Genomic DNA, 25,191 nt, shown 5'->3' on the forward strand with positions numbered 1-25,191 from the left:
GAGCGGCCGGTCGATCGCCGACCGGAAGGTGGTCAGTGTGCTCCAGGGGCTTGTGGACGTAGTTGAGCGCTGACCGTTGACCAGCCAACCCATCTCATTGGGCACCGGAGCCAGAAGAATGGCCGCATGACCGTCTTTCGCAGTGGCGGTTGAAGGTCGGCACCACGCTGATCGACTTCAACGGCATGCTCGCCGGACTGCGGAGCTGGGCGCGAGCGGCCGGTCTGCTGCGTGGTCAGCGCACGCGTGGCATCGAGCATGCGATGTCGAAGCTGCGCGATGCTGTGGCCCACCCGACCGGTTACCACCGCACGATGCCCGTGGAGACGGCACGGACCCTGCACGACCTGGCAGAGCTCATCAACCAGCTGTGGGGGCACCCGACCCCTGGAGGGCGCCTGTACCCCGCCCCGGTGGAGCGCGACGTCGTCGTCATGGCCTGGAACGACGAGGGCAGCGTCCAGATGGCCCAGGCCGATGCCCTGCGTGACGACACCGATGCCGATGGATACCTCTACCTCCTGATCCGCAGCGCTTCCCGCCCCGGAAGCCCGTACGAGGACGCGCACTGGTCGGCGTTCGACGCCCGGTTCGAGACGACGCAGTTCCCCGCCGAGTACCTGTGGGGGCCCGGAAGCCGCAGTGACGCCCTGGCCTGGCTGGATGCAGAGCAGCCGAAGGGGGATACCGTCGACTACGTCGACCGCGTCTTCATGCTCCGCGAGCACGACGACAAGGTGTATGCGCCGATGCGTCCGGAAGTGGCCGCGGGCCTCACCGAAGAAGAGCAACGCGGTACCTGGCACACCATGCGGGCCGACTTCCCCGAACACGCCTTCGCCCACGTACGCGGGCTCAGCGGCAGCCCTCATGTGCACGCCCGGACCGGCGACTGCAGAAACTGCGCTGCTCATCACCTCGGCAGCGGTAGCCACGAACAGGCCTTGCGGGCCGCCGAAGACGCCATCGGCGTCGTCACCCCCCGCAGGCCGCGCGCCGTTCGCATCCCTGACTCGTTCTTCTGGCCACACAGATTCTGAGCTCACGGAAAGGCTGATGGGAGGGTTCATTGGTCGACGCCCCTCATACAGCGCACCCATGCGCTACGACCAGGCGTTGGTGGAGGGGCAGCTCCCGGCCCAGGGTGCAGGGTGCCGGGGCCGCCCGAGCCCTGCCGTCCTGTCAGCGCAAGGCACTACAACGCCGGGTCCAGCAGCCGGCAGCGATCATCTTGCCGCAGCGGGATCGTGAGCGCGCGCCGCCTCAACTTCCGCTGCGGCCTTCAGTGGTAGGCAGCGGCCGCAGGTCGGCCGGGCGCACACCTGCAGGGGACCGTCCCATCGGTGGCGTCCGCGCCAGCGCTGTTCGTAGCACAGTTGGTCTGACCCGGACTGCGGCATCACCCGCAGTGCGCGCCGCATGGCCGACCGGGCCGCGGTCAGCGCCCCGGGCACGGTGGGGTCGGCCAGCAGTCGCACCACCTCGTCGATCGCAGCACAGCCCTGGCGGTAGCCCGGCAGCTCGCCCGGGGGGACGCCTGGGCCGTGGACACGGTCGGCCGTGTCCACAGCCTGGCGCCATTCCCGGGCGACCGGCTCGTCCTGCCATGTCGCCATCGGCCCTCCGCCCGTTCCTTCCCGCGCCCGTTCCCCCTCCTTGTAGCGTCCGGGCTCCGGTCAGGGCGCTGGTGACACCGCCCTGTTCACCCGGACGGCCCCGGCTCGGCCGGACCCAGGTCCTCGCGCAGACGAACGAACCGCACGGTGCGGTGCCGGGTGGTACCCACCTCAACCTCAGCGAGCAGCGGCGTGACCACCCGGTGGCCCCCGCCGGGCAGCGCCTCCCGGACGCCTGCGGCGAGCGCCCGGCCGACGGCGGCGCGCTGGCTGCTGTCCAGCTGCGCTGTCTGGGCGAGGGTGCCGTCCGGGAGCCGGACCACGAGGTGGGCGGGGCGGGCCGGGGAGCCCGCGATCGCCACGATCTCCGTGTCCACCGTGTCGACATGCCACTGGTGAAGAGGAAGTATTTCGACCTTGCACTATTCGACTTGTGTTTCGCAGTTTCTGCGGGCCTCCTGAGATCAAGCAGTGTTGAGGGCTCGCGCTTGACGCGTCGGACGGCATGGACGCGAGTAGTGACGGCCAGAGGGTGCCGGGGTGCGGTGCGGGGCTGGTCAGACTTCGGCGAGCTGTCCGTCAGAACTTGTGTCCTGGGGCTGTGGTTCGGTGTCGGCTCGGTTCGGAAGGAGAAGGCACAGCGGGATCGCTGCGGCGTTGAACGCGGCGGCCCACCGGAAGGCGTCGCCGAAGCCGGTTGCCAGGGTGGCGGGGGTGTGGGTGTCGGCGACGGCGCGCTGGAGGATCACGACCAGGACGGCGGTGCCGGTGGAGCCGCCGACCTGCTGGGCGACGCGGCTGATGCTGGAGGCGGCCGGGATTTCGTCGCGGGTCAGGCCGACGAAGGCGCCGCCCATCAGGGCGATCATGGCCGCGCCCAGGCCGAGGCCGCGGACGAACAGCACGGCCATCAGCGTGGCGTTGCTGGTGGTGGCGGTGACGAAGCCGAACGGTACGGTGGCGGCGAAGGTGACCGCGAAGGCGATGACGGCGACCGGGCGGGCGCCGATGCGGTCCATGATCTTCCCGGCCAGCGAGCGGGACAGCAGGGTGCCCACGCCCTGTGGGATGAGCAGCAGCGCGGCTCCCAGGGCCGTTTCGCCGCGGACCTGCTGCCAATACAGCGGCATCAGCAGCATGGCGCCGTACAAGGCGGCTCCGGCCAGCAGGAGCAGCACTGTGGAGGAGGTCAGGGGGCGGTGGCGGAGCAGGCGGATGTCGAGCAGGGCGTCGGCTCCGCGGCGCAGCGCCCAGGCGGTGTAGCCGGCCAGCAGCGCGACGCCGGCGGCCAGGGGGAGCCCGACCTTGGTGGAGGTGATTCCGTCGGTTCCGCCGAGCTGGGTCAGGCCGTAGATGACGGCGGCGATGCCGGGTGCCAGGAGCAGCATGCCCACGGTGTCCAGGCGGGGGCGGGTTTTGGCGCTGGGCCGGTCGGCAGGCAGATTGCGCCAGGCCATCCAGCCGCCGACGAGGCAGAAGGGGATGTTGAACAGGAAGATCCACCGCCAGTCGCCGAAGTGCAGGATGACGCCTCCGATGACCGGGCCTATGACCGGTCCCAGGGCGGTGGGCACGGTGATCAACGCCATGACCTTGCCGATGTTGCGGCCGCCGGCGGCCTGCACGACCAGGGTGGCCATCAGGACCATCATGATGCCGCCGCCGATGCCCTGGACGACGCGGAAGGCGATCAGGGCCGGTGCGTTCCAGGCCGCGGCGCACAGCATAGACCCGGCGAAGAACAGCGCCAGGGCGAGGATCCACAGGCGTTTGCCGCCGAGGGCGGCCTGCGCCCAGCCGACGGCGGGCATGGTGGCGGACAGGGCCAGCAGGTAGGCGGTGGTGACCCACTGGACGGTGGCCAGTGAGGTGTGGAGCTGTCCGGCGAGGCTGTCGATGGCGACGCTCATGATCGTGGTGTCGAAGATGACGGCGAGCGCGCCGACGATGAGGGTGAACACCAGACGCCGCACGACCGGGTCGACCGCGTCCGGCGGGCTGGGTGTGACGGGGTTGCCGACGGCGGCCATGGGCGTCTCCTTAAGATATATGACTCTATCTTTCAGGGCCCAGACTAAGAGGCCGCGCGGATAGGCGCGGTGGTGCACCCCGGCAGCAAAGCAGGCTCAGGTCTTGGTGATCATGGAGTTGCGACGCTCCGTGATCAGCGGGGCGACCTGTGCCTGTACTGCCATCGTGGCTGGCCGACCCGCTCTGGGACCAATTCTCCGCGCTGCTGCCCGAGCGTCCGACCTATGACCCGGGCCATCCGCTGGGCTGCCACCGCCCACGCATCAGCGACCGGATCATCTTCGACAAGATGCTGCAGCTCCTGCGGTTCGGCTGCTCCTACCAAGCGATCGCCGACACGACCTGCTCGGCCACCACGATCCGCAATCGCCGCGACGAATGGATCGCGCTCGGCGTCCTCGCCCGGCTCAAACAGGTCGCGCTGGCCTCCTACGATCGGATCGTCGGCCTCGTGCTCGACCAGATCCGGGTATCGCCGAGGTGATCCCAGAAGGGGCCATGGGATGATCTTGAAGTCCTGCGAGGCCCGGGATCACCGCTCAACTTGGAGTAGCGCCGAGGTAGGCCCTGTTCTCGTATAGCTACGGCGAACGGACATGTGGCGCTGAGTGACTACACGGGGCTGCGGTCGCGCTGCTGAACAGCGGCGAAGTCGGCGTGTGCCGTCTCGACTGCCTCCGGGTACGCCTGGGTCTTCTCGTGCTCGGCGAGCGCCCGGTAGATGCTGGCGACGGACGGGTTCTGTCCCTTGCGCTTGCCGGTGGGGATGATCAGGGCGGGCTGGATCTGCTCGACGGACTCGCCGAGCGCCTTGCGCCGCAGCACGGTGTGCAGCATGTCGTCAGTGATGACCGGGGGCCGGCCGCCGTATTTGCCCTTGCGGGCCGCGGTCTCCAGCCCCTCCAGCGTCGACTCCCGGATGTTCTCCCGCTCCGTCTCCGCCATCGCGGCGAAGAACCCGAACAGCAGCTTGCCGGGACCGGTGGGGTCGTAGATGCCGGGCAACGGCCCGGCGAGCATCTCCAGCACCAGGCCGTGCTCGGTCAGATGGTCCGCGAGGGCGGTGAGCTCTGCCGCGTCACGCCCCAGCCTCTTCATCTCGAACACGGTGAAGATGACCCGGCAGTGCGGGGCGTGCGCCTTGATCTCCCGGGCGGTCTTCAGCGCCTCCTCGAACTGCGGGCGGACCTTGCTCCGGGTGCTGATCTTCTCGCTGAAGATCTTGTCTCTGCCGATGCCGTGCTTGGCGAGCGCGTCCAGCTGCGAGTCGAGCTCCTGGCTGAGGTGCGAGCAACGGGCATAGCCGATACGGATGTCCGCGCTCGGCAGACTGGGATCGACGGCCGCGGGCACCGACTTGCCGGGCCGCCAGGGCTGCCCCGGCCCTCGATTGGCCGGGGTCGGCACCCGCAGCTCCTTCGCCAGCTTCGGCACCTCGGTGAAGCGGCCGGTGTGGTAGGCGCTCGTGACTGCCCCGCTGCGCGAGCGGCACGGCGAGCCGGGGGCGGCCTTGCACTTCGGGCACGGATGGCGCTCGACGAGATCGGCTTCGGACTCAGGTCCAGCGGAAGATTCTTGAGGGGCCGCCATGGACCCAGATTTTCGCACAACGCAAGTCGCAGAACCCCCCTCCTGCCACCTTTGAGCGCGAACGGGTTCTGAGAGTCGATCCGCTTCTTGGTGATCTTCGTCCGACCCTATTTGATCTTGCTCGGGCAAAGGGTCGTCGTTTGTGCGAGAACCTCCGTGATTCGCGAGCGCCGCGGTCAGTTCGATTGACGTAGTCCGGCGACGAGGAGCGCGACCAGTCGGCGTGCGTCGTAGCGGGGGTCGCTCTCGGCGCCGATGCAGAGGTTTCCGATGCCGCGCATGAGGTGGTAGGCGTCGAGGCCGGAGCGGATCTCGCCGGAGGCGGCGGCAGCTTCGAGGAGCTGGGTGCACACCGGCAGGAGGCGTTCGAGGAAGTAGGCGTGGAGCGCCTCGAAGCTGGTGCTGTCGCCCTGCATCGCGGCTGCAAGGCCGTGTTTGGTGACGAGGAAGTCGACGAAGAGGTCGACCCACCGCCCCAGGGCGGCGTAGGGAGTGGGGCCGGCCGCCAGCAGGGTGGGGCCGGCTTCGGCGCAGGCGTCGATCTGGTGGCGGTAGACGGCGACGACGAGGTCCGCCCGGGTGGGGAAGTGGCGGTAGATCGTGGCCACCCCGACGCCGGCCTTGGCCGAGATGTCGCGTACCGGCGCCTCCACACCCGAGGTCACGAAGACCGCGGCGGCCGCGTCCAGCAGCGCCTGCCGGTTGCGCCGGGCGTCCTTGCGATTGGACCTGGCTGAGCTTCCCGGGCTCTGGCCGCCGTCGTTCACCGCAACACTCCTTCCATGGCCGATCTTGCAAAACGGATCGATGTTCCGTATTGTATTCGGAACAAGGTTCCGTTTCATTCATGATGGCAGACCGGCAGTCCTGCGGCCAACCCCTGTCCTCAGCACGCTCCACCCGGGACCGGAACAGCCACGTCCTCGTCGCCACCCGGCGTCGATGTGGCCCCGCATGAGAAACGCTCCCCATCCGGCCCATGCCCGCGGCGCCGCCTGCCGGGCCCACCGAACCCAAGAGTGCGCACGCACCGAACGGAAGGCACCTCCATGTCCGAATCCAAGACCGCGAACGCCCAGGGCGCACCCACCACGGTGGTATCCGCGCGGCCGGTCGTCCTGTCCGCCCCTGGCCGCGGTGACGACCTCCAGGTCCGCGTGTCCGCCCCCGCGACCGGGACCGGCCTGCCCGTCATCGTCTTCTCGCACGGCTTCGGCTGGTCGATGGACGGCTACGCCCCGCTGGCCGACTTCTGGGCCGCCCACGGCTTCATGGTCATTCAGCCCACCCACCTCGACTCCAGGACCCTGGGCATCCCCGCCGAGGACCCCCGTACCCCGCGGATCTGGCGCCTGCGCATCGAGGACCTCACCCGCGTCCTGGACGGACTCGACGTCCTGGAAGCCTCCGTGCCGGGCCTGGCCGGGCGCCTGGACCGTGACCGCGTCGCCGTGGCCGGCCACTCCTGGGGAGCCCAGTCGGCGAGCACGCTGCTGGGCGCACGTGTCCTCGACTCCGAGGGCAAGCCGGGTGAGGACATGTCCGACCCCCGGGTCAAGGCGGGCGTGCTGCTGGCCCTGACCGGCTTGGGCGACGACCTGGTCCCGTTCGCCGCCGAGCACTTCCCCTTCATGAAGCCGTCCTTCGACACCATGACCACCCCAGCCCTCATCGTCGCCGGGGATAAGGACCAGTCCCACCTGTCCACCCGCGGACCGGACTGGTTCACCGACCCCTACACCTACAGCCCCGGCAGCAAGAGCCTGCTCACTCTGTTCGAGGCCGAGCACTCCCTCGGTGGCATCCCAGGACACGAGGTCGCCGAGACGACCGACGCCAGCCCCGCACGCGTTGCCCTGATCCAGCAGCTCACCACGGCCTACCTGCGCAGCGCCCTGTACGGCGAGGACACCGCCTGGAAGGCGGCGGCCACCGCACTGGAGGAGGACCCCAACCCGCTCGGCACGCTGCAGAGCAAGTAACGCGCCCGACCACTCGCCTCTCGCCGCCCGGCCTCGGCCGGGCGGCGGCACACGCAGCAGAAAGGAACCAGCCCTCATGAACGCGTCCACCGTCGGCCCGCCCGCTCCGGTGCTGTCGTACAGCCCGGTGGTCCTGTCCGTGCCCGGACGGCCCGTCGTCCTCCAGGTGCGCGTCACGGCACCCGCGACCGGGACCGGCCTGCCCGTGATCCTCCTCTCCCACGGCCACGGCCCCTCGAACAACCTCTCCTCCCTGAACGGCTACGGACCGATCGTCAACCTCTGGGCGGCCCTCGGCTTCGTCGTCATCCAGCCCACCCACCTCAACTCCAGGACCCTGGGCCACGTGCTGGCCGATGTCCCGGGCGCCCCTTTCTTCTGGCGCTCGCGGACCGAGGACATGACGTACATCCTCGACCGGCTCGACGTGATTGAGAAGGCCGTGCCGCTGCTCGCCAGCCGGATCGACCACAACAAGGTCGCCGTCGCCGGACACTCCCTCGGCGGCTTCACCGCGAGCCAGCTGCTGGGCGCCCGGATCACCGACCCCGACACCGGGCAGGAGGCGAACCTCATCGAGCCTCGCATCAAGGCGGGCGTGCTGCTCGCCGCGCCCGGCAGAGGCGGCAAGGTCCTGACCGGGTTCATGGCCGAGAAGACGCCGTTCTTCCGGACCACGGACTTCTCCGCGATGACCACACCCGCGCTGGTCATCGCGGGCGACAAGGACGACTCCCGGCACTTCACAGACATGGGCCCGGCCTGGCACACCGACCCCTACACCCTCGCCCCCGGCCCCAAGACCCTGCTCACCCTGTTCGGCGCGGAACATGGACTCGGTGGAGTCGCTGGGTACGACGCCGCCGAGACCACCGACGAGAACCCCGGCCTGGTCGCGGCGCTTGCGCAGCTCACCGCCGCGTACCTCCACAGCCGGCTCCACCCCGGCGACACCGCGTGGCAGACGGCGTGCGAGGCGCTGGCAACCGGACCCGAACCGGTCGGACGCGTCGAAACCAAGTAGTGCGTCCGTCGCCTGGCTGACCCCGCTCGGCGGTCAGGCCGCCTGGCCGTAGCCGTCCGCACGCTCCGGGTGGTCGCCACGGAGTGGGCTGAAGTCGACGTCGAGGTGCGGGTCGTACGCCTCGGGCTGGATGCCGAGTTCGTGGGTGGAGTACTCGCCGAACCGTTTGATGTGCTCGGTCAGGTATGGCGAGATGTGGGCCAGGCCCTCCGGGTCGATCTCCCAGCCCTCTTCAAGCAGCTGGCGGATGATCTCGGCGATGTCCAGGGCGTTGTGGAAGATCACCGCGCTCGTGAGCAGCGCGTTGAATTTCATTGCCTTTTCCTGCTCGACCGGGCCGTTGTCGGCGATGACGCCGCAGTTGCCGAAGCCGATCCACTGGGAGAACCGGTTGAACGACTCGACCTTGTTCGTGGCCGCGGTCACCCGCCGGCGCAGCGGTGCGTCCGAGAGGTAGCGCAGCAGCTGCACGGTGCGGATCACGCGGCCGACCTCGCGGAAGGCGGCGTAGGTGGCGTTCTTCCGCGACCCGGAGCGGAGGCGCTTGAGCAGCGTGGAAGAGGAGATGGCGCCCTCGCGTACGGAGACGGCCACGCGCATCAGGTGGCGGAACCGGGACTCGATCAGGTCGAAGTCGATGACGTTCTTGCCCACCTCGCCGAACAGGGCGTCGATGTGGACGCACTCCGTGGTCTTGCTGGGCCGGTAGAAGGTCATGCCCTTCCAGTTCCTGATCCTGGGCATCAGGATCGAAGCCCAGGAGGTGGGCGAGCGCGAACACCGGCTGGGACTGGCCCTGGGTATCGGCGTGCACGGTGGTCGGCTTCACCTCGGACGTGTTTTTCAGCAGGCCTCGATGATGTAGACGGCCTCCCACACGCCGCACGGGATGAAGTGCGTGAACAGCGCGATGTAGGTGTCCGAGACGTGGTGGTAGGCGATCCCGCCCGGCTTGCCGTACCTGACGCTCGTCTCGGCCAGCAGGTTGTCCAGGTAGGTGTCCATGTGGGTGCCGTCGGCGGCCACCGCGGTACCGTCGCCCCACGCCTGGGAGATGTCGAGGCGGGCGTGGGCGTTGACCAGGTCGGCGATGGCCTCGTGCAGCAGTACCAGGGAGAAGTGCCGGTTCGCCGTGTACGCCAGCTCGTGCCCGCTCACGCCGGGGATGTGGCGGGCGGCCTCGTACGGGCCCATGTTGGTGCCCTTGACGAACGTGGTGATCACGTAGCGGCCGAAGGGGTCCTGGAGCTTGGGCTCGTTGCCGGAGGCCGGGCCAAAGCGGCGCCACCACTCCACCCAGTACGCGGTGCGGGCCAGAATCCCCATCAGGGAGCGCTCCGGCATCCTGGCCTTGATCTCCTCCTCCAGCCGCTTCGCAGACGGCCGCTGCCCCTCCGCCCGGTGTGCCTTGAGTGACGGGATGCCCGTCTCCGGGTCGATGACCAGGCCCTCGTTGTCCGGGTACCCGGCGTCCGCCGCCGCGGCGGCACTGCGCAGCTTGTCCTCCAGCTGCCGGCGGAAGAAGGCGGCGTCGAACTCGCCCGCCTCGCCTTCCTCACACAGGCCGACCTCCACCAGGTAGGACGCCAGCTTCTCCTTGACGGCCTCCCAGGCCAGCAGCTGCGTGGACCAGTCCGCGTACTCCTCCGAGCCCACCACGGCCACGTCCCCGGTGCGCAGTTCCTCCGCGAGCGCGGTGAAGACCATTGCCTCGAAGTGCTTGCGGACGAACTGCCCTGGCCGCGTCTTGTCGGCCACGGCCCTCTGCCAGTTCTGCGTGGCGAAGGAGATGTCCACCGCGCGGCCGTCCTCGCCCAGGGCGCTGATGTACTCGCCGCGCGCCGCCTGGTGCCGCTGGGCGTGGGCGAGCGCGTCCAGCACCCGGCCGTCCCCCGACGTCGCGGTGAACTCCAGCTTCTCGGCCAGGTCGAACATCACCGCCCGGTCCCGGCCTATCTGCCCGTACAGCAGCACCTCCCAGAAGTTGCCGTGGTGAGCGGACACCTTCTCGATCTGCTCGTACTGCTTGGCGAAACCGCCGAAGCCCTCCACCGCCTTCGTGACCGCGCCGAACCCGCCAGCCTGCACCGCCTGGGCCCTGGCCAGGGCAAGGAGCGCCGGGGAGACTCTGCCTTCCAGCCGCCGCGCGACCTCGTCGGCGGGCGCCTGTTCGTCCAGGCCGTCCAGGGCCGCCCGGACCTCGGCGGTCATGGCCGCGGCCTTCTCCAGCGCCGCCCGAGCGGGACCTCCCTCGTCGATGTTCTTCAGCACGGTGCGGTAGTTCCCGATCAGGGCCTCGACGATCTCCCGCTCGGCGAGCCGGATCTCCTCCAGCTCGACCTTGGCCTTCTTGATCTTCATCGCCACGCGCTTGCAGAACATCGTCGCCAGGTCGTCGCGGACCCGCATCAGCGCCTTGTGCGTCAGACACGCCACCAGCGCGAGGCGCTTGACCGGCTTGCAGTCCCGCAGCTCCGCCACGTCGGCCGCGTCCGCCTCCCCGGCGAAATCGGTAATCTTGCCCGCCGCGATGTCACCCATCCACGCGCCCGTGTCGCCGAGCCCGTCCACCCATTCCAGCCGCTTGGCCAGGTTCTTGAAGTGAGACCAGGTCGGGCCTTGGCGGGCTTCTTGAGCCGGTTGTACAGGGTCGTACCGTCTCTCTCGCGCTCCTCCAGCAGCCGCAGCAGCCCCGCCCGCTCGAACGCACTCATCCGCTTGTGGATACCCCCGCAGATCTCGGCGTTCACCTCCTTGCGGAGGGTCGAGGCCATCGCGTCGAAGGTGGAGAACGCTGGCAGCTCCAGCCCGGCCTCCACCACCTTCTCCAGCGCGATGTTGATCAGGTCCGCCGGCCGGTTCTTCGACGCGGCCTCCTTGCGGATCGACTCCCCGGCGATCCGCCGGGCCCGGGCCTGGTCATAAGCCACGCCGACCCGCTGCCGTACGAGCCCCCGGTGGTTCTTCATGGTCTTCGCCGCCCGGTACACCGGCAGCGTCCCTCCGGCAGCTCCACCGCCCGCCGCACGAACTCCGCACAGATGCAGCTCATGTGTGGTGATCAGCCGCTTGAACCGCGGATACGCGGTCCGCTCGATCGAGGTCACAACCCACCCCAGGCCCCAGACGACAGCCAACATCACCACCAACGACACTGAGCCGAGCGGGTGACGGGCCGAGCCCTCACGGATTCAAGATCATCCCATGGCCCCGTTTGGGCTCACCTCGGCGATACCCCAGATCGCCGTCGATGGCTCCATCACCAAGGCACCGGGTGGCGGTGAGGTCGCCGGCGTTCACCAGTCGACCGTGGCAAACAGGGCCTCAAACGCTCAGGCATGACGGATGGCTACGGAATTCCGCTGGGCCGCGTGCTGGCCGGAGCGAACCGTCACGACTCCCCGCTCCTCGCCTCGACCCTGGACCGCCTGGACGACCTGGGACCCCTGCCGGACGACGTTACCGTGCACCTGGACGCCGGCTACGACTCTGACAAGACCCGCGCCCTGCTCGACGAGCGCGGCCTGCACGGCCGCATCGCGCACAAGGGCGAGAAAGCACCGATCCAGGCAAGTCAGAGGTGGCATGTCGAAAGGACCCACGCCTGGCAGAACGCCTTCTACCGCCTCGCCCGCTGCTACGAGCGCCGGGTGACTGCCATCGACGCCTTCTTCGACCTGGCCGACACCATCATCAGCGTTCGTAGCCTGATTCGACGGGCATGGACGACCCACCGCTGGGACGAACGCCCGATCCGCCGCCCATGAGAGCACGCCTGTCCGGGGACCTCTCGTCGGCGTTGCAGCGAGCGGTCGTCGGTGGTCGGTGCGCCGACTGCGGGCCATGGGGAGTGCGCCCGCCGACTGCTATCCCGGGGTGCTGTCTTCGGTCATGGTCTGGGTGCCGATGACGTTGAGGAGCCGGAGCCGGTCGGCGGCTTCGCTGCCAGGAGCGGCGGTATAGGCGACTATGCGCAGATCGCTGCCGGGAGCCGTCAGCACGTCACAGTCGAAGGTGACTGCGCCGGCATCGGGGTGATGGACGGTCTTGGTGTCCGACTCATGGACGCCCACGATGCCCGTGTCCCACAGGCGTGCGAAGTCGGTGCTGACACCCCGCAGGTCCTTGATCAGGGAGCGCAGGCCGGCATCGGCGGGGTAGCGGGCGGTCGCCGCCCTGAGATCGGCGACCACGGCCGCCTCGAACCGGGCCTCCTGCTCGGGGGTGTGGCTGACCCGGCTGGGCAGACCGGCGAAGTGCCGCCAGACGATGTTGCGCTCGCGTCCGCGCAGCGCGGACGGGTCTCCGAACAGGGCAGCCCACAACGGGTTCCACAGAATCAGGTTCCAGGCGGCGTCATACACGCTCAGCGGTGCGCCGTCCAGCTGGTCGAGCAGCCTTCGGACCCCCGGTGGAATGTGCGCCGACAGCTGCCCGGGACCCGGCGCCGGCTGGCCCGCGAGGAGATACAGGTATTCGCGCTCGGCTGCCGACAGACGCAGGGCACGGGCCAGCGCGGACAGGACCTGCGCCGACGGGGAAGTGGCCCGGCCCTGTTCCAGGCGGGTGATGTAGTCCACCGACAGGCCGGCGAGCTGGGCCAGTTCCTCGCGGCGCAGTCCGGCGGCCCGACGTACCCCGCCCGCGGGCAGTCCGACCGTGGCGGGGGCGATCCGGTCCCGCCAGCCATGCAGGGCTCTGCCCAGTTCCCTGGATTCGCTCACCGTCCCAGTATCGCGCCGCCGCGCCCGGACAGCCTGGTACTGCTGGTCCACTGGCTGAGGCGGGCACTACCTGTTCGTCTGCGGTGCGACGACGGTGGAGACATCACCGACCCACCGATCACCACCGGAGTGAGCACATGACCACCACATTGATCACCGGAGCGAACAAGGGCCTCGGTTTCGAGACGGCTCGCCGCCTGATCGAGGCCGGGCACACCGTCTACGTCGGGGCACGCGATGCCCACCACGGCCGCACGGCGGCTGAGAGGCTCGGCGCCCGCTTCGTTCAGCTCGACGTCACCGACGAGGACTCCGTCAAAGCCGCCGCCGAATTCGTCCGCGCGGACGCCGGCCACCTCGACATCCTGGTCAACAACGCCGGGATCGTGGGCGCGCGCAAGCCAGTCGGCGAGGTCACCGGGGCCGACATGACGACCACGTACGACACGAACGTCTTCGGCGTCGTGCGCGTCACGCACGCCTTCCTGCCCCTGTTGGAAGCAAGCGACGCCCCGGTCGTCGTCAACGTCAGCAGCGGTCTGGGCTCGCTGGCGGCGTGCGCCGACCCCAGCCGGGTGGAGTTCCAGGTGACAGCGCTGGACTACAACTCCTCCAAGACCGCGCTGGTCATGATCACCTCGCAGTACGCCAAGGCGTTCCCCGCCATCCGGTTCAACGCCGTCGACCCCGGCTACACCGCCACCGACCTCAACGGCCACCAGGGCACCCAAACCATCGAGGAGGGCGCGGAGATCATCGTCCGCATGGCCTCGATCGGCGCCGACGGCCCGACCGGCGGCTTCTTCGACAAGACCGGCCCGGTCATCTGGTAACGATCCGGTCGCTGATGCGTGGGCGATGGCGCCCAGCGGATGGGTCGGGACGTAAGCCGGCCGCTCAGGCAACAGCGCGGCAAATTGGTCCCAGAGCGGTTCGGTCAGCCACGATGGCGGGACAGGCACAGGTCTCCCCGTTGATCGCAGAGCGTTGCAACTCCGGGATCACCAAGATCTGTGCCGGCTTCGCTGACAAGGGCGCCCCGCGCCTATCTGCGCGACCTCCAAGCCGCTATCATTAGATACGCAAGTCTATCTAATGTGGAGGGGGTGACGATGCCAGAGCGGCGCCGCGGAGCGGCCTTGGAGCAGGCGCTGCTCGACGCGGCCTGGGACGAACTCACCGCCGGCGGCTACACCAGGTTCACCATGGACGCCGTCGTCAAACGCGCCGGCACCAGCCCCCCGGTCCTCTACCGCCGCTGGTCGGACCGCGAAGACCTGGTCCGGGCCACCCTGGTCCACGTCCTGCGGAAGAACGTTCTCAAGGTCCCGGACACCGGCAGCCTGCGCGAAGACGTCCTGACCCTCATGCGGGAGATCAACGCCACGCGGGTCCAGCTCGTCACCGTGATGAGCGTCTACCTGGCCAGCTACCACTTGGAGACTGGCACCAGCCCCGCCGAACTGCTCGACCCCGCCGACACCGACCGCAAACAGGCCGTCGACGCGATATTCGACCGCGCCGTCGCCCGCGGCGAGGCAGAGTCCGAACGCCTCACCGACCGCATCAAGGCCCTGCCGTTCGACCTGCTGCGCCAGGAGATCCTGACGACCTACGCCCCCGCGCCCGACCGGGTCCTCGAAGAGATCGTCGACACGATCTTCCTGCCTCTGCTGCGTTGACCGCGCCAGAACGTCGTCCCGCGACGGTTGCCCACGTACCCGGACCTGGATACGGAGCCGCTGGAAGTGAAGAATTGGACCAGTCCCGCACCTAAAGTCGCGTCAAGGACCGCCAACTCCGCAACGGGTGTGCCGGTAATGGGGCGGCTTGATGCGGTTCCCAGTTGGCGGGCCCGAGCCGCAGACAAGTATCGACAGTGTTGATTCCGCCTCCGAGGAGGAGATCGACCGATGCTTGACAGTCTGGTGGCACCGGCATCGCTGCTGGCGCCACCGGGAGCCTGCTGAGCCTGCGCGGGCCGCCCAGCGCGATCTTCGTCGAGTAGGACGAACTCGCTGCGTCCGTCGTCTCGGCCCTGCGTAGCGTCCAGATCGAGGCGCCTCAGCGGATCTCCGTCCTCGGCTTCGACGACCAGTTGATGGCCGAGTGGCTCGGCCTGTCCACCGTCGCCCAGTCCCGCTTCAACAGGCCGCGCCGCCGCCGAACCGGCCCTGGAAGTCATCAACGACCGCGAGACGGACCACGGCCGGCACATCGTCCTGCCCATCCACCTGACCCCGGGGAACGACAGCTCCGCCGCGCCCCTCCCCGGCGAGCAGGAAAGTTCCCGTGGGCTTTCCACAGGGCGCAGGTCACACCCGATAACTCCCCCATCACTGCCTGACTGCAGGCGCAACTTCACCATCCGGGCCACCGGTCATCACCCGGTGACTCGTCTTCGGCTCAGGCGGAGATGTTGGATTGCGTTCGCTGCTTCGTGCTGGTGGCGGGTGTTGGGGTGGGGGCGGGGCGGCGCAGGGTGAGGGCGATGGCGACGCCGAGGAGGGTGAGGACGGCGGCGGTGAATCCTGCGGTGCGCAGGCCGGGGACGAGGTCCGGGCCCGTGGTGGTGTGGACGCCGGCGTTGGCGATGGCTACCAGGATCGCCAGGCCCACGGCGGAGCCGATCTGCTGGGTGGTGGAGGCCATGGCGGAGGCGATGCCCTGGTGGTGGGCGTCGACGCCGCTGGTGGCCGCGACGAACATCGCGGTCCAGGCGATGCCCTGGCCCAGGCTGAGCAGGATCACTCCGGGCAGCAGGATCGGGTAACCGCCGGTGGGGGACATGGCCATGGCGAGGACGGCCATGCCGGTGCCGCCGACGAGCAGGCCGGTGATGACCGTGGTGCGGGCGCCGAGCCTGCCGAGCAGTTTCTCGCTCAGCTTGGTGCCGACCATGCCGACCAGCGCGGCGGGAATGAAGGCCAGACCGGTGGCGAGGGCGCCGTAGCCGCGGACGTTCTGCAGGTAGACGGTGAAGAAGTAGTACTGGGCGCCGAAGGTGCCCATGAAGACGAAGGTGATGCCCATCGCGGCGACCAGGCTGCGGTTGCGGAACAGGCGCAGCGGCATCAACGGGTGGGCGGCGCGGGCCTCGATGAGCAGGAACAGTCCGATGAACAGCGCCCCGCCGAGCAGGGCGATGAGGGTCTGGGCGGAGCCCCAGCCGGCTTCGGGGCCCTGTACGACGCCGAAGACAAGGGCGGTGAAGCCGATGGTGGCGGTCAGCGCGCCGGCCAGGTCGAAGCTGCGGCCGCGTTCGCGGGGAGCGTCGGCGGGGATGATGGCGAAGGCGGCCGCGGCGGCGCCCAGGGCGAGGGGGACATTGACGTAGAAGACGGCTTCCCAGCCGAGGTAGTTGGTCAGGATGCCGCCCAGCAGGGAGCCGAGCGCCAGGCCGACGGCACCGGCGCCGCCCCAGATGGCGAGGGCCCGGTTGCGTTGGGCGCCCTCGGTGAAGGTGGTGGCGATCAGCGAGAGCGTGGCGGGCAGCAGGAGCGCACCGCCCAGGCCCTGGACGGCACGGGCGGCCACCAGCAGTCCCGGGTCGTCGGCGAGTCCGCCGGCCAGGGAGGCCAGGCCGTACAGGACCAGGGCGGTGACGAACATACGGCGGTGGCCGAGGATGTCGGCGGCCCGTCCGCCCAGCAGCAGAAAGCCTCCGAAGGCGACGGCGTAGCCGCTGACGACCCACTGGAGGTTCTGGGCGTCGAAACCGACCTCGCGGCCGATCTCCGGAAGTGCGACGTAGACGATGTTGTAGTCGATGGCGCTGATGAACTGGGCGAACGCCAGCAGGGCCAGCAGCAGCCCGGTGCCGCGCCGCGGGGAGGGGGACGACATGGGGATACACAGCCTCTCCGTAGTAAGCGGTTGACCGCTTACATAATGGGTGAAAGAAAGGGGCCGCCCGGGGCGGCCCATGGGGTGCCGTCCGCTAGGCGCGCAGGGTGCGCACCCAGGGGGCGTCGACGGAGGCGGCATCGATCGCCACCATGACGTTGCCGAGCAGGCCGTCGGCGAAGTAGCGGCGGATCTGCTCGTCCGAGGCGCCGGAGACGGCGCGGACGTACTCGACCTGCTTGGCGTAGCAGGTGCGGACCGCTTCGCCGATGACCGGCTCACTCGCGCTGCACTCCGCGTGCTTGAGGATCATGAGCACGTCCCGGTCCGCGATGACCTCGCCGTACGAGGCCGTCAGCGCCCGGAGAACCGCGTCCGGGTCGGTGCTCTGCACCGATGCGGCCGCTGCCGCGGCGCCCTCCCGAAGGCGGTCCGAGCAGTAGTCGACCAGGGCGGCGAACAGCGTCTCCTTGTCCTTGAAGAGCCGGTACAGGTAGCCCTGCGAGATGCCGGCGGCCTTGGCTACGTCCATCGTCGAGGTCCCGTAGTACCCGCGCTCGGCGAATGTCTTGATCGCCGTGCGCAGGACCGTGGCCCGGCGCTCCTCGGCAGTGGAACGCTGACGCATCCTCGTTTCCATATAAGTAATTAACCACTCGCATCTGAGGGGTGTCAACCTCGCCGCTGACTCACACGAGCACGGGAGTGGTCAACCGGACTTCTGACTGAGCACGCTGGTTGGCCGCAGAAGTCAGGCGTCGAAGCGACGACGGGCAGCCTCGATGTGACCGAAGTACCGGCGGGTCCAGCCGCACATCCCGTCGACCGTCGCTCGCAGAGCCTGGCCCGGCTCAGTGAGGGTGTATTCGACCCGCGGCGGGATGGTGGGGTGCACGGTGCGTTCGACCAGGCCGTTGCGTTCCAGCATGCGCAGGTTCTGGGTGAGCATCTTGTGGCTGATCCCCTCGATCTCGTTGCGCAGTTCGCTGAAGCGCAGGGTGCGGTCACCGAGTCCCTCGACGATCAGGAACGCCCACTTGTTGGCGACGTCCGAGAAGATCTCCCGCGCCAATGAGCCCGCACGCGCCAGGTCCGTGTCCTCGGGCGAGCCTGTGAGCTGCTTGGTCACCATCAGGTTCTCCAGTCACTGAAAAGTGCGTTCTTCCACTTCAGCCACCACTCTCCTACGGTGCCTGAGTAACCACAAGAGACCGAGTGGTCGGGGCGGACCCGAACCCACGGACGCTCAGGACGAGGAGACAAGCGCCATGGCCATCGCCTTTGTAAACCCCAGCGGACTACCCAAGATCGACGTCTACCGGCAGGTGTCGATCGCATCCGGGTCGAGGCTGGTCTTCATCGCCGGGCAGGTCGCCTGGGACGCCGCGGGAGTCACGATCGGCGAAGGCGACCTTGCCGCCCAGGTCGAGCAGAGCTATCTCAACGTCGGTACGGCCCTGGCCGAGGTCGGTGGCTCCTTCGACGACGTGGCGAAGCTGACCCTCTACGTCGTCGACTGGACCCCCGACAAGATGCCGCCGCTCCTGGAAGGTATCTCCAGAGCAGCCGCGAAGCTGGGGATCACCCCGGCCCCGCCGACCACGCTGATAGGCGTTGCGGCCTTGGACGTCCCCGACCACCTGGTCGAGATCGAAGCCACCGCGATCCTCGACTGAACAGATGGCATTCCCTCGCGGTGGTGACCACCGCCCGGACTGCGGCGCGGTGCTCGGCCACCTCACCGCCGCCGGCGAGGACGCCGAGAACGCTGCTCAACGCCGGGCCGTCCGGAACGGGCAACCCGCCCCGGGCGACACCACACACCAGGTCGCGCACAGCCCCGACTCGCCGTCGTCTGTGATCCCGACCAGGATCCGGGTGGCGGAGCACCCGGCGCAGGGCGAAGGGGAAGCCCGCCGTCGGCGGTAGCAGGCGGAGCACACGGGCCCCAGTGGCCAGAAGATTTTGACCGGCCGTTGCCGCCCGCAGATTCCGCAGTCGCGGAGAGGCCGGGGAATGCAGGTGTCGCAGTGGAAGGCGCCCCGGCCACGGTCGATGTGGTTTCCGGCGCGGATGCGGCCGCACACACTGCATTCCTTGCGCGGATGCTGGTAGCAGTGCTGGCAGATGTCCGGCCGGCCGCCAGCGGCCTTCACCGAGATCGGTCCGACGATGCCGCAGATGCCGCACGTCCGGGGTGGGCTTGTGTAACAGCTGCCGCAGACCGGTCCCTGCGGGATGACGGCGTTGACGCGACGCTGCCGTCCGCACCCCCTACAGCGGCGGGTGGGGGTGGGCGCGCAGGTCCAGCAGACCTTCTCGCCGTCGGCCGCGCGGTGTTCGAGCAGGGCCAGGCGGTTTCAAGCCGCAACACTCGCGGACCGTAGGCCATCGCGGCCAATGACACGGCGCGCAAAAGTCAGAACCGTCGGACAGAGTCGATGCCCGGCGGGCGGACAGCAGCTCACGCCAGGGTGACGCGCATGCCGCCCTGGGCCAGGACATCGAGGACCACGCCGAACAGGTCGTAGGGCTGGCCGTCCGGTGTCAGGGCCTGGGACAGGTGCTCGCGTGCTGTCGCGGCTTCGCGCCAGAGCAGGGTTGCGGGGGCAGTGTAGCCGAAGGTGCCACGCAGGCAGTCGTCGAGGGCGGCCAGACAGCCGCCGAAGTAGCCGCCCGGACCGTTCACCGCCTCGCCGAGCGCCAGGTAGAGGCCCGGTTCGTCGGTGACGTGTCGGCCGTCGAGTTCGTAGGCGTGACCGGCCGGCCGGTCACGGTGGGTGCGTCGGCAGGCCCGCTCTCGGACGAGGTCGAGCCAGGCTCCGCGGCGCCGGGTGTCAAGGCCGGCCCAGGCACCCTGGGTGTCCGGCGGCCCTGCGAACCACCGATCCCAGATGGGCCGGGCGTATTCGGGAACGGGCGTGAAGAGCTCTCCGTCGAGCTCCAGGTCGATCCGATCCGTCCCGTAGAAGGATGGGTGCCAGGCGCTGACTCTGGCCCAGAGCAGGCGTTCGGTGAGCGGCTCGCCCTGGTCGTCCTGTATCTCCAGAGCGGCCTGCTCCAGGTCCAGCGCCCGCCGGGTGCCCTTCATCAGTGCCGCCCGCAGCTGATCACCCTGGGCGAGCCCCCGCAGGACGAGCGGGGGCGCCGACTGTTTGGGCGGCAGGACGCGGGCGAATTCTCGACAGGAGCCCAGCCAGCGGTGCCCGTCGTGCACGCGAACTCGGCCCCTGTGTCCCTCGGGTGGGCCTTCGTAGTCGTCCAGGCCGGTGAGTACGAGACTGTCTGTCCCCAGGGGCTGGCCTACGCTCTCCGTGTCCTCCAGCAGCCAGGGATCGAGCGTCTCGTCGTCCGGCACCAGCCACACTCGGTCGCCGACCCAACCGCGCACTTCTGCCTGTGGAATCCAGCCGAACAGCTCGTAGGTCCCCCGCTGGGGCTCCCCGAACAGCCCTTCCACCTCGGCGCAGAAGCCCCAGGCATGCCTGTGCTCCTCCTCAGCCAGCGTGTACCGCGCGCGCCCGCCATGGCCCTCGCCTTCATGCACGGTGGGAATCATGCCGGGACCAGCTCTCCACGGCGAAGGCATTTCCCGCGTAGTCGGTCGCGATGCCTCAAGGCAGCCGGTCATTGACCACCCGTACACAAGCCAGCGATATGCCAGGATACCGCTCACGGGCTGTCACCATCGGGGACTCTTTGGGCCTGTTGCACCGAATGCGAGGGGATTCATGAGCACCAACGACCTGACCCGGTTCAAGTCGTGCCACAGCAGCAGCGGCTCCGGCGACCGCGTCGAAGTGGCCGTCGCGCTCCCCCACGCCATCCACGTCCGCGACTCCAAGAACACCGACGGCGCCCTCCTCACCCTCTCCCCAACGGCCTGGGCCGACTTCGTCCCGTACGCCGCCACTCAAAGCTGACCCCCAAGATGATCGGAACCGTGTTCCAAAGCGACGACGTGCCCCGGGAGCACCGGTTCGACTACTGGGGCGAATTGATGCACCGGGCGATCGCGCCCAGTCACATGAGCTGCGAGTTCGCCGACGACTTCTGGGCACGGCAGCGGCTAATGGAGCTGGGGCCGGTGCTGGTGTGGCCGACGGAGCATCTGGTGACCGGGTTCCGGCGTACCGAGAAGCTGGTGCGGCAGTCCGACCCGGAGATGTACCACCTGTCGCTGGTCCTCGGCGGCGGGCTGGGGTTCGAGCATGCAGGGAGGGCCGAGGCATACGGCCCGAGCGACCTGTGGTTGAGCGACACGTCACGGCCGTACGAAGTGCACGCGCCAGCCGGCCTGGGCCGTCAGGTGATCCGGGGGGTGGGCCTGGACTTCCCCAAGGCACTGCTGCCTCTGCCGCCCGCTGGCATCCGGCACTTGCTGGGGCGGCGGCTGGCGGCGAGGGAGGGGGTGGGCGCGCTGCTGACCGGGTTCCTCACCGGTTTGGAGGAGCAGGCCGACGCCCTCCAGCCGTCCGACGCGCCGCGCCTGGGCACCGTTCTGGTCGACCTGCTGTCCGCCTGGTTCGCGCAGGTGCTGGAGGCGGAGGAGACGCTGCCGCCGGAGACCCGCGAGCGGGCGCTGACGACCCGGATACGGGCGTTCATCCGGCAGAACCTGCACGACCCGGAGCTGACGCCGCCGGTGATAGCGGCGGCGCATCACATCTCGCTGAGCTATCTGCACCGGCTGTTCCAGGAGGACACCCCCGGTGAGACGGTCGCTGCCTCGATCCGGGGCCAGCGTCTCGCCGGCGCCCGCCGCGACCTGGCGGACCCTGGCCTCGCCGCCACCCCCGTCCACACCATCGCCACCCGCTGGGGCCTGGTCCGCGCCTCCGACTTCACGCGCGCGTTCCGCGGGGCGTACGGGGTGTCACCGACGGAGTTCCGCGCGCAGGTACGGTCGGCAGGCGAGCCGGAACAGCCGCGTCAGGGTGCGGTGGACGCAGAACCAAGCCCTCTGCGGACTCGCTCCTAACGACAGCCCCTGGGGTCTCTCCCCCCATGGTGATCGAACAGCTGATCGTGTACATAAACCGCCCGGGCACCGCATCCAGCCCACTCGCCCGCACACGCACATCAGCAAGGTCCCCAGCCATAACCACACCAACGACCGGGCTGGCCAGCAGTCACGGTGGACACCGTTGCAGTACTAGGGCGTGTATCGAAAGTGGATCTTCACCGTGCGATCCGGAAATACTTTCGATACACGCCCTAGGACGGGATGTACGCGCTCACCAGCAGCGTGTCGGCGGTGCGCGGCCCGCCGGTGGTGGCAGGCAGCAGGTCGGTGGTGATGTTGGTGAATCCGGCCGCGTCGAGCAGCTTGACCCACACATGCTCTTGGAGGACCCAGCGGCGCATCGTGGTGGCTTCGCCGTCCGGCGTCTTTGCCGGGATGTCGGCGGCCACGGCATCGGGCTGGGCGGGCGCCCCGTTCAGGTAGTGGGCGAGGGTTGCGAACACCAGTCGCCCGCCTGGCTGGAGAGCAACGGCCGCCGCTGGCAGTACCTCGCGCGGGGCGGTGAAGTCCAAGGCGCCGAAGACGCTGTACAGCACGTCGTACGCACCGGGCATCGCCTGCAGGTGGGGCACCACGTCGGACTGCACGATGCGCAGGCGAGGGGCGAGGTGGGCGTAGAGGTCGGTTGCCATGGCGTGCTGGGCGGGCGAGGCGTCGATGGCGATGACCTGGGCGGGCGGGTGATGGACCGCCAGGTGTGCTGCGTGCCGGGCCGTTCCGGCGCCGAGGTCGCCCACACAGCGGCCGGCTAGGTCGCCGAGGACCTCGGGGCCGGGCCCGGTGTCCTGGCCCCAACTCCAGTAGAAGGTGCCGGGAACGGTGCGGTCACCGGTGGCGCGGGCGCGGCCGTAGTGGTGCCAGAGGTCTGCGGTGCTGGTGGTCACCCGGCCCATCCTGGCGGCCGCGACCGGACCGCGGGCCGGTTCGCCGAAATCTCACCCAGGCGTGCCCTCGGGTCCCGGCCGTGCGGCCGGGACCCGAGGAGCTCGCAGCTGCGGGGCGGTCAGTGCGAGTCGTTGCCGGGGTGGCACGGCCCGCACTCGGCGGCGTCCGTCCACAGCGGCAGGTCGACCTCCCAGCCGTCGGCGGCGACGATGTGAGCCGTCTTCACGACGGAGCCGTCGTTCTTCATGTCCACCTTCGGCACGTGATGCAGGAACTGTCCGTCGTTGAACTTCTCGCACAGCTCGGCGTACGCGACGGTGTCCAGGATGACCGTGTGGACGCCGATGTCGACGAGTTTGCTGGGCGCCAGCCCCAGCCCCTCGCCCCGGTGGTTCATCGCGGTCAGCAGGTAGGCGTAGCCCTGGCCGAGGACCCGGGCGGCCATGACCGAGTCGTAGGGAAAGTCCCGCATGAGGAGCCCGACCTGCTTGTCCCACAGGTCGGCCGGTACGACGTCGCGTGCGCAGCGGACCGGGCCGGTCGTCGGGTCGGCGGCTGGAGGAGATGCAACAGCGGCGGTGGTCGCCATGGGGCGCCTCCGATGGACGGTGCCCCGCGGCGCGAGGCGGTGACGCCCAGCACACCGCGCCGAGCGGCTGCGCGGTGATCAACTCTCGCCCTCTGCAAGGCGTTTGCATGTCGTGCAAGCGGCCTCGACGCGCCGGGTCAGCGCCCGTAGCGTGGAGGACCCCCTGTCTGTGCGGTGTGGGAGGGACACGTGCCCGTTGACCCGCTCTGGAACAGCACGACAGCACTGCAGTTAGCCGCGCAGCGGCGCCCCGGCGCGCTCATTCGGCTCGGACGCCAGCACCACTCCTGGACGCTGGCTGTGCTCGCGGGCCGGATCGGCTGCTCGCCCGCGACCGTCTCCCGTCTGGAGCGCCGCACCCGGATCGCCGACCTGGGGTTGGTACACCGTGCCGCTCGGGAAGTCGGCGTTCCCGGACACGTCCTCATGACATCCCTCGCGCCACCGCCCGCTACGGCAACGGCGGCCACTAGAGTGACGGCCAGTCAGCGTGACGCCGAGGAGGACCCCATGCGCCGCCGTACGCTGCTCGCCGCCACGGCGGCCGCAGGCCCCGCCGCCCTGCTGATGGGCCTGGACGATGCTTTGGCCGACGCCCCCGCCCCGCCCGGTGCCGGGCCGCTGGACGGCCGTCTGGCGGGCGCCCGCGCACTGTACGACCGGGGCGCGCACACACGGCTCCTGGCCGCACTGCCTGGCCTCATCGCCGACGCGCATCACGGCGCCACCTCCCGCCGCAGCCTCGACCAGGCCCGGCTGTCCGCCGTGTACAGCCTCGCCTCCGCCGTGCTCATCAAGCTCGGCTCCTACGACCGCGCCCGGCTCACCGCGGACCGCGCCCGCACCTGGGCCGAGATCTCCGGCTCCCCGCTCGCAGCCGGGGCCGCGGCACGGGAACTGGCCATCGTGCTGCGCCACCAGGACCAGCACGGCGCCGCTCAGCGCCTGATGTCCTCGGCGGCCGACGACCTGGAGGCGAGCGGGCTGCGCACCGACGCCACGGCCGCCGCCTACGCACAGATGTTGTGCACCCTGGCCTACACCGCCGCCCGGGCCGGGCAGCGCACCGAGGCCTTGGCGATGGCCGAGGAGGCCCGTCGCGCCGCCCGCCGCCTGCCCCAAGCCGCTCCGCCCGGTCGGCTGTTCGCCATCAGCCCGGCCGCCGTCGACCTGTACGCGGTCGGCGTGCACTGGGCACTCGGCGACGCAGGCGCCGCGCTCGACGCAGGGAAGAACCTGCGGCCCGAGCAGTTCCCGACCGCTGAGCGCAAGGCCCGCCTGGGCACCGACATGGCGCGCGCCTGGTGGGCCTGGCAGCGGCCCGAGCAGACCGCCCGCGCACTGCTGGACGCCTACCGGGCCAGCCCCGGCGAGGTCCGCGACCGGCCCGCGATCCGCCGCATCGTCACCGAGCTCGCCGAGCAACACCCGCGCACCAGCGGCGTACGCGAACTGCACGCCGCAGTGACACGGACCATCTGACGCCCGCGCGGCGGCACGGGCGCGCAGCCTCACGGGGTCCGGGGCGCTGCGCTTGAGCGCCTTCTGCCTGCGGCCGTGCCGGGGGCGCGGTGTCCCCCGGTGTGGGCAGGTGCGGCCGCGGGCTCACAGCCGGCGGAACGGCCCGAGTCACAGCCGACCGCCGGCCTCGGTGACCCGCGGAGCTCACCGGGCAGCGCGCTCGCCTTGAGGAGGCACAGCGTGATGGCCGATGTCCGCCGCCGGTGGCCTCGGCCGCCGCCCCGCGCCCTCGGGCGGGGCTCCCCGGTTCGCCGTTAGAGTCGTGCATGAGCGGTGTGCATCGTGAAGTCGCCAGCAGGGATTGACGGCGGGCGCACACGATCTGGATGTTGTATCCCTGCAGGTAGCCGCCGCGTT

23 protein-coding genes and 4 pseudogenes are annotated in these 25,191 nt (G+C 69.7%); 12 read left to right on the plus strand and 15 right to left on the minus strand.

Features of this window, described 5'->3' with window-relative positions; all coding sequences use genetic code 11:
* Window positions 1-149: 149 nt before the first annotated feature.
* Window positions 150-1,040, plus strand: coding sequence for a hypothetical protein (locus tag AQJ64_RS48565; protein ID WP_055635630.1), 891 nt, complete (start codon window positions 150-152; stop codon window positions 1,038-1,040).
* Between the two features lie 662 nt (window positions 1,041-1,702).
* Here AQJ64_RS48565 and AQJ64_RS36725 read toward each other — a convergent pair.
* Both AQJ64_RS36725 and AQJ64_RS36730 read right to left on the minus strand, forming a co-directional pair.
* Window positions 1,703-1,993: a hypothetical protein gene (locus tag AQJ64_RS36725; RefSeq protein WP_055635632.1), complete on the minus strand. Its 291-nt coding sequence runs from the start codon at window positions 1,991-1,993 to the stop codon at window positions 1,703-1,705.
* Between the two features lie 180 nt (window positions 1,994-2,173).
* Entirely contained in the window at window positions 2,174-3,646 is a 1,473-nt protein-coding gene (locus AQJ64_RS36730) for a DHA2 family efflux MFS transporter permease subunit (RefSeq protein WP_055635633.1), read from the minus strand.
* A 149-nt stretch (window positions 3,647-3,795) separates the two neighbouring features.
* Here AQJ64_RS36730 and AQJ64_RS36735 point away from each other — a divergent pair.
* Window positions 3,796-4,119: pseudogene (locus AQJ64_RS36735) on the plus strand (transposase); the annotation flags it as partial.
* 140 nt (window positions 4,120-4,259) lie between these two features.
* On the opposite strand, the gene AQJ64_RS36740 reads toward AQJ64_RS36735, so the two are convergent.
* Together AQJ64_RS36740 and AQJ64_RS36745 are read right to left on the minus strand one after the other, a co-directional pair.
* Window positions 4,260-5,237 carry a recombinase family protein gene (locus AQJ64_RS36740; protein ID WP_055635634.1) on the minus strand — a complete coding sequence of 326 codons (978 nt, stop codon included), beginning with the start codon at window positions 5,235-5,237 and terminating at the stop codon, window positions 4,260-4,262.
* A gap of 176 nt (window positions 5,238-5,413) precedes the next feature.
* Window positions 5,414-6,004, minus strand: a complete 591-nt coding sequence (locus AQJ64_RS36745; RefSeq protein ID WP_055635635.1) for a TetR/AcrR family transcriptional regulator — start codon at window positions 6,002-6,004, stop codon at window positions 5,414-5,416.
* Window positions 6,005-6,286: 282 nt separating this feature from the next.
* On the opposite strand from AQJ64_RS36745, the gene AQJ64_RS36750 reads away from it, so the two are divergent.
* Both AQJ64_RS36750 and AQJ64_RS36755 read left to right on the plus strand, forming a co-directional pair.
* Window positions 6,287-7,219 (plus strand): alpha/beta hydrolase family protein, encoded by a 933-nt coding sequence (locus tag AQJ64_RS36750; RefSeq protein WP_055635636.1) that lies wholly within the window; start codon window positions 6,287-6,289, stop codon window positions 7,217-7,219.
* 76 nt (window positions 7,220-7,295) lie between these two features.
* Entirely contained in the window at window positions 7,296-8,243 is a 948-nt protein-coding gene (locus AQJ64_RS36755) for an alpha/beta hydrolase family protein (protein ID WP_055635637.1), read from the plus strand.
* A 33-nt stretch (window positions 8,244-8,276) separates the two neighbouring features.
* Here the strand turns inward: AQJ64_RS36755 and AQJ64_RS51865 are convergent, their stop codons facing one another.
* The 3 genes and pseudogenes from AQJ64_RS51865 to AQJ64_RS46920 form a co-directional block, all read right to left on the minus strand.
* Window positions 8,277-8,960, minus strand: coding sequence for a Tn3 family transposase (locus tag AQJ64_RS51865; RefSeq protein ID WP_055635638.1), 684 nt, complete (start codon window positions 8,958-8,960; stop codon window positions 8,277-8,279).
* A 91-nt stretch (window positions 8,961-9,051) separates the two neighbouring features.
* Window positions 9,052-10,784, minus strand: a pseudogene (locus tag AQJ64_RS51875) (Tn3 family transposase); the annotation flags it as partial.
* Window positions 10,667-11,398: a DUF4158 domain-containing protein gene (locus AQJ64_RS46920; protein WP_079062156.1), complete on the minus strand. Its 732-nt coding sequence runs from the start codon at window positions 11,396-11,398 to the stop codon at window positions 10,667-10,669. The pseudogene AQJ64_RS51875 and the gene AQJ64_RS46920, both read right to left, overlap by 118 nt.
* 76 nt (window positions 11,399-11,474) lie before the next feature.
* Between AQJ64_RS46920 and AQJ64_RS36775 the strand changes: the two are divergent.
* Window positions 11,475-12,010, plus strand: a pseudogene (locus AQJ64_RS36775) (transposase); the annotation flags it as partial.
* Window positions 12,011-12,109: 99 nt separating this feature from the next.
* Here AQJ64_RS36775 and AQJ64_RS36780 read toward each other — a convergent pair.
* A complete protein-coding gene (locus tag AQJ64_RS36780; RefSeq protein ID WP_059203353.1) occupies window positions 12,110-12,967 on the minus strand; it encodes a helix-turn-helix domain-containing protein in 858 nt (285 codons plus the stop codon).
* Window positions 12,968-13,104: 137 nt separating this feature from the next.
* On the opposite strand from AQJ64_RS36780, the gene AQJ64_RS36785 reads away from it, so the two are divergent.
* Entirely contained in the window at window positions 13,105-13,800 is a 696-nt protein-coding gene (locus AQJ64_RS36785; RefSeq protein ID WP_055631962.1) for an SDR family oxidoreductase, read from the plus strand.
* Here the strand turns inward: AQJ64_RS36785 and AQJ64_RS48580 are convergent.
* Window positions 13,799-13,929, minus strand: a pseudogene (locus AQJ64_RS48580) (IS5/IS1182 family transposase); the annotation flags it as partial. The gene AQJ64_RS36785 and the pseudogene AQJ64_RS48580 sit on opposite strands and share 2 nt — an antisense overlap.
* A gap of 150 nt (window positions 13,930-14,079) precedes the next feature.
* Here AQJ64_RS48580 and AQJ64_RS36790 point away from each other — a divergent pair.
* Window positions 14,080-14,649: a TetR/AcrR family transcriptional regulator gene (locus tag AQJ64_RS36790; RefSeq protein WP_055631961.1), complete on the plus strand. Its 570-nt coding sequence runs from the start codon at window positions 14,080-14,082 to the stop codon at window positions 14,647-14,649.
* 724 nt (window positions 14,650-15,373) lie between these two features.
* On the opposite strand, the gene AQJ64_RS36795 is transcribed toward AQJ64_RS36790, so the two are convergent.
* The 3 genes from AQJ64_RS36795 to AQJ64_RS36805 form a co-directional block, all read right to left on the minus strand.
* Window positions 15,374-16,813: an MFS transporter gene (locus AQJ64_RS36795; protein ID WP_055631960.1), complete on the minus strand. Its 1,440-nt coding sequence runs from the start codon at window positions 16,811-16,813 to the stop codon at window positions 15,374-15,376.
* A 94-nt stretch (window positions 16,814-16,907) separates the two neighbouring features.
* Window positions 16,908-17,441, minus strand: coding sequence for a TetR/AcrR family transcriptional regulator (locus tag AQJ64_RS36800; protein ID WP_240512472.1), 534 nt, complete (start codon window positions 17,439-17,441; stop codon window positions 16,908-16,910).
* A 123-nt stretch (window positions 17,442-17,564) separates the two neighbouring features.
* Entirely contained in the window at window positions 17,565-17,945 is a 381-nt protein-coding gene (locus AQJ64_RS36805) for a winged helix-turn-helix transcriptional regulator (protein WP_055631959.1), read from the minus strand.
* A 136-nt stretch (window positions 17,946-18,081) separates the two neighbouring features.
* Here AQJ64_RS36805 and AQJ64_RS36810 point away from each other — a divergent pair, with 136 nt between their 5' ends.
* Together AQJ64_RS36810 and AQJ64_RS36815 are read left to right on the plus strand one after the other, a co-directional pair.
* Window positions 18,082-18,489 (plus strand): RidA family protein, encoded by a 408-nt coding sequence (locus AQJ64_RS36810; protein ID WP_055631958.1) that lies wholly within the window; start codon window positions 18,082-18,084, stop codon window positions 18,487-18,489.
* Window positions 18,490-18,493: 4 nt separating this feature from the next.
* Window positions 18,494-18,742 carry a hypothetical protein gene (locus AQJ64_RS36815; protein WP_157880834.1) on the plus strand — a complete coding sequence of 83 codons (249 nt, stop codon included), beginning with the start codon at window positions 18,494-18,496 and terminating at the stop codon, window positions 18,740-18,742.
* A gap of 535 nt (window positions 18,743-19,277) precedes the next feature.
* On the opposite strand, the gene AQJ64_RS36820 is transcribed toward AQJ64_RS36815, so the two are convergent.
* Window positions 19,278-20,372: a barstar family protein gene (locus AQJ64_RS36820; protein WP_055631956.1), complete on the minus strand. Its 1,095-nt coding sequence runs from the start codon at window positions 20,370-20,372 to the stop codon at window positions 19,278-19,280.
* Between the two features lie 172 nt (window positions 20,373-20,544).
* On the opposite strand from AQJ64_RS36820, the gene AQJ64_RS36825 reads away from it, so the two are divergent.
* Together AQJ64_RS36825 and AQJ64_RS36830 are read left to right on the plus strand one after the other, a co-directional pair.
* Window positions 20,545-20,736, plus strand: coding sequence for a DUF397 domain-containing protein (locus AQJ64_RS36825; protein WP_055631955.1), 192 nt, complete (start codon window positions 20,545-20,547; stop codon window positions 20,734-20,736).
* Window positions 20,737-20,744: 8 nt separating this feature from the next.
* Complete coding sequence (locus AQJ64_RS36830) at window positions 20,745-21,794, plus strand: AraC-like ligand-binding domain-containing protein (protein ID WP_055631954.1); 1,050 nt, start codon at window positions 20,745-20,747, stop codon at window positions 21,792-21,794.
* Between the two features lie 236 nt (window positions 21,795-22,030).
* Here the strand turns inward: AQJ64_RS36830 and AQJ64_RS36835 are convergent, their stop codons facing one another.
* Together AQJ64_RS36835 and AQJ64_RS36840 are read right to left on the minus strand one after the other, a co-directional pair.
* Window positions 22,031-22,732, minus strand: coding sequence for a class I SAM-dependent methyltransferase (locus AQJ64_RS36835; protein WP_055631953.1), 702 nt, complete (start codon window positions 22,730-22,732; stop codon window positions 22,031-22,033).
* A gap of 110 nt (window positions 22,733-22,842) precedes the next feature.
* Window positions 22,843-23,313 carry a glycine-rich domain-containing protein gene (locus AQJ64_RS36840; protein WP_055631952.1) on the minus strand — a complete coding sequence of 157 codons (471 nt, stop codon included), beginning with the start codon at window positions 23,311-23,313 and terminating at the stop codon, window positions 22,843-22,845.
* A 189-nt stretch (window positions 23,314-23,502) separates the two neighbouring features.
* Here AQJ64_RS36840 and AQJ64_RS36845 point away from each other — a divergent pair, with 189 nt between their 5' ends.
* On the plus strand, window positions 23,503-24,795 hold the full coding sequence (locus AQJ64_RS36845) for a helix-turn-helix domain-containing protein (RefSeq protein WP_055631966.1): 1,293 nt from the start codon (window positions 23,503-23,505) through the stop codon (window positions 24,793-24,795).
* The last annotated feature ends 396 nt before the right edge of the window (window positions 24,796-25,191 follow it).

This window comes from Streptomyces griseoruber (assembly GCF_001514205.1).
Classification (GTDB): Bacteria; Actinomycetota; Actinomycetes; order Streptomycetales; family Streptomycetaceae; genus Streptomyces; species Streptomyces griseoruber.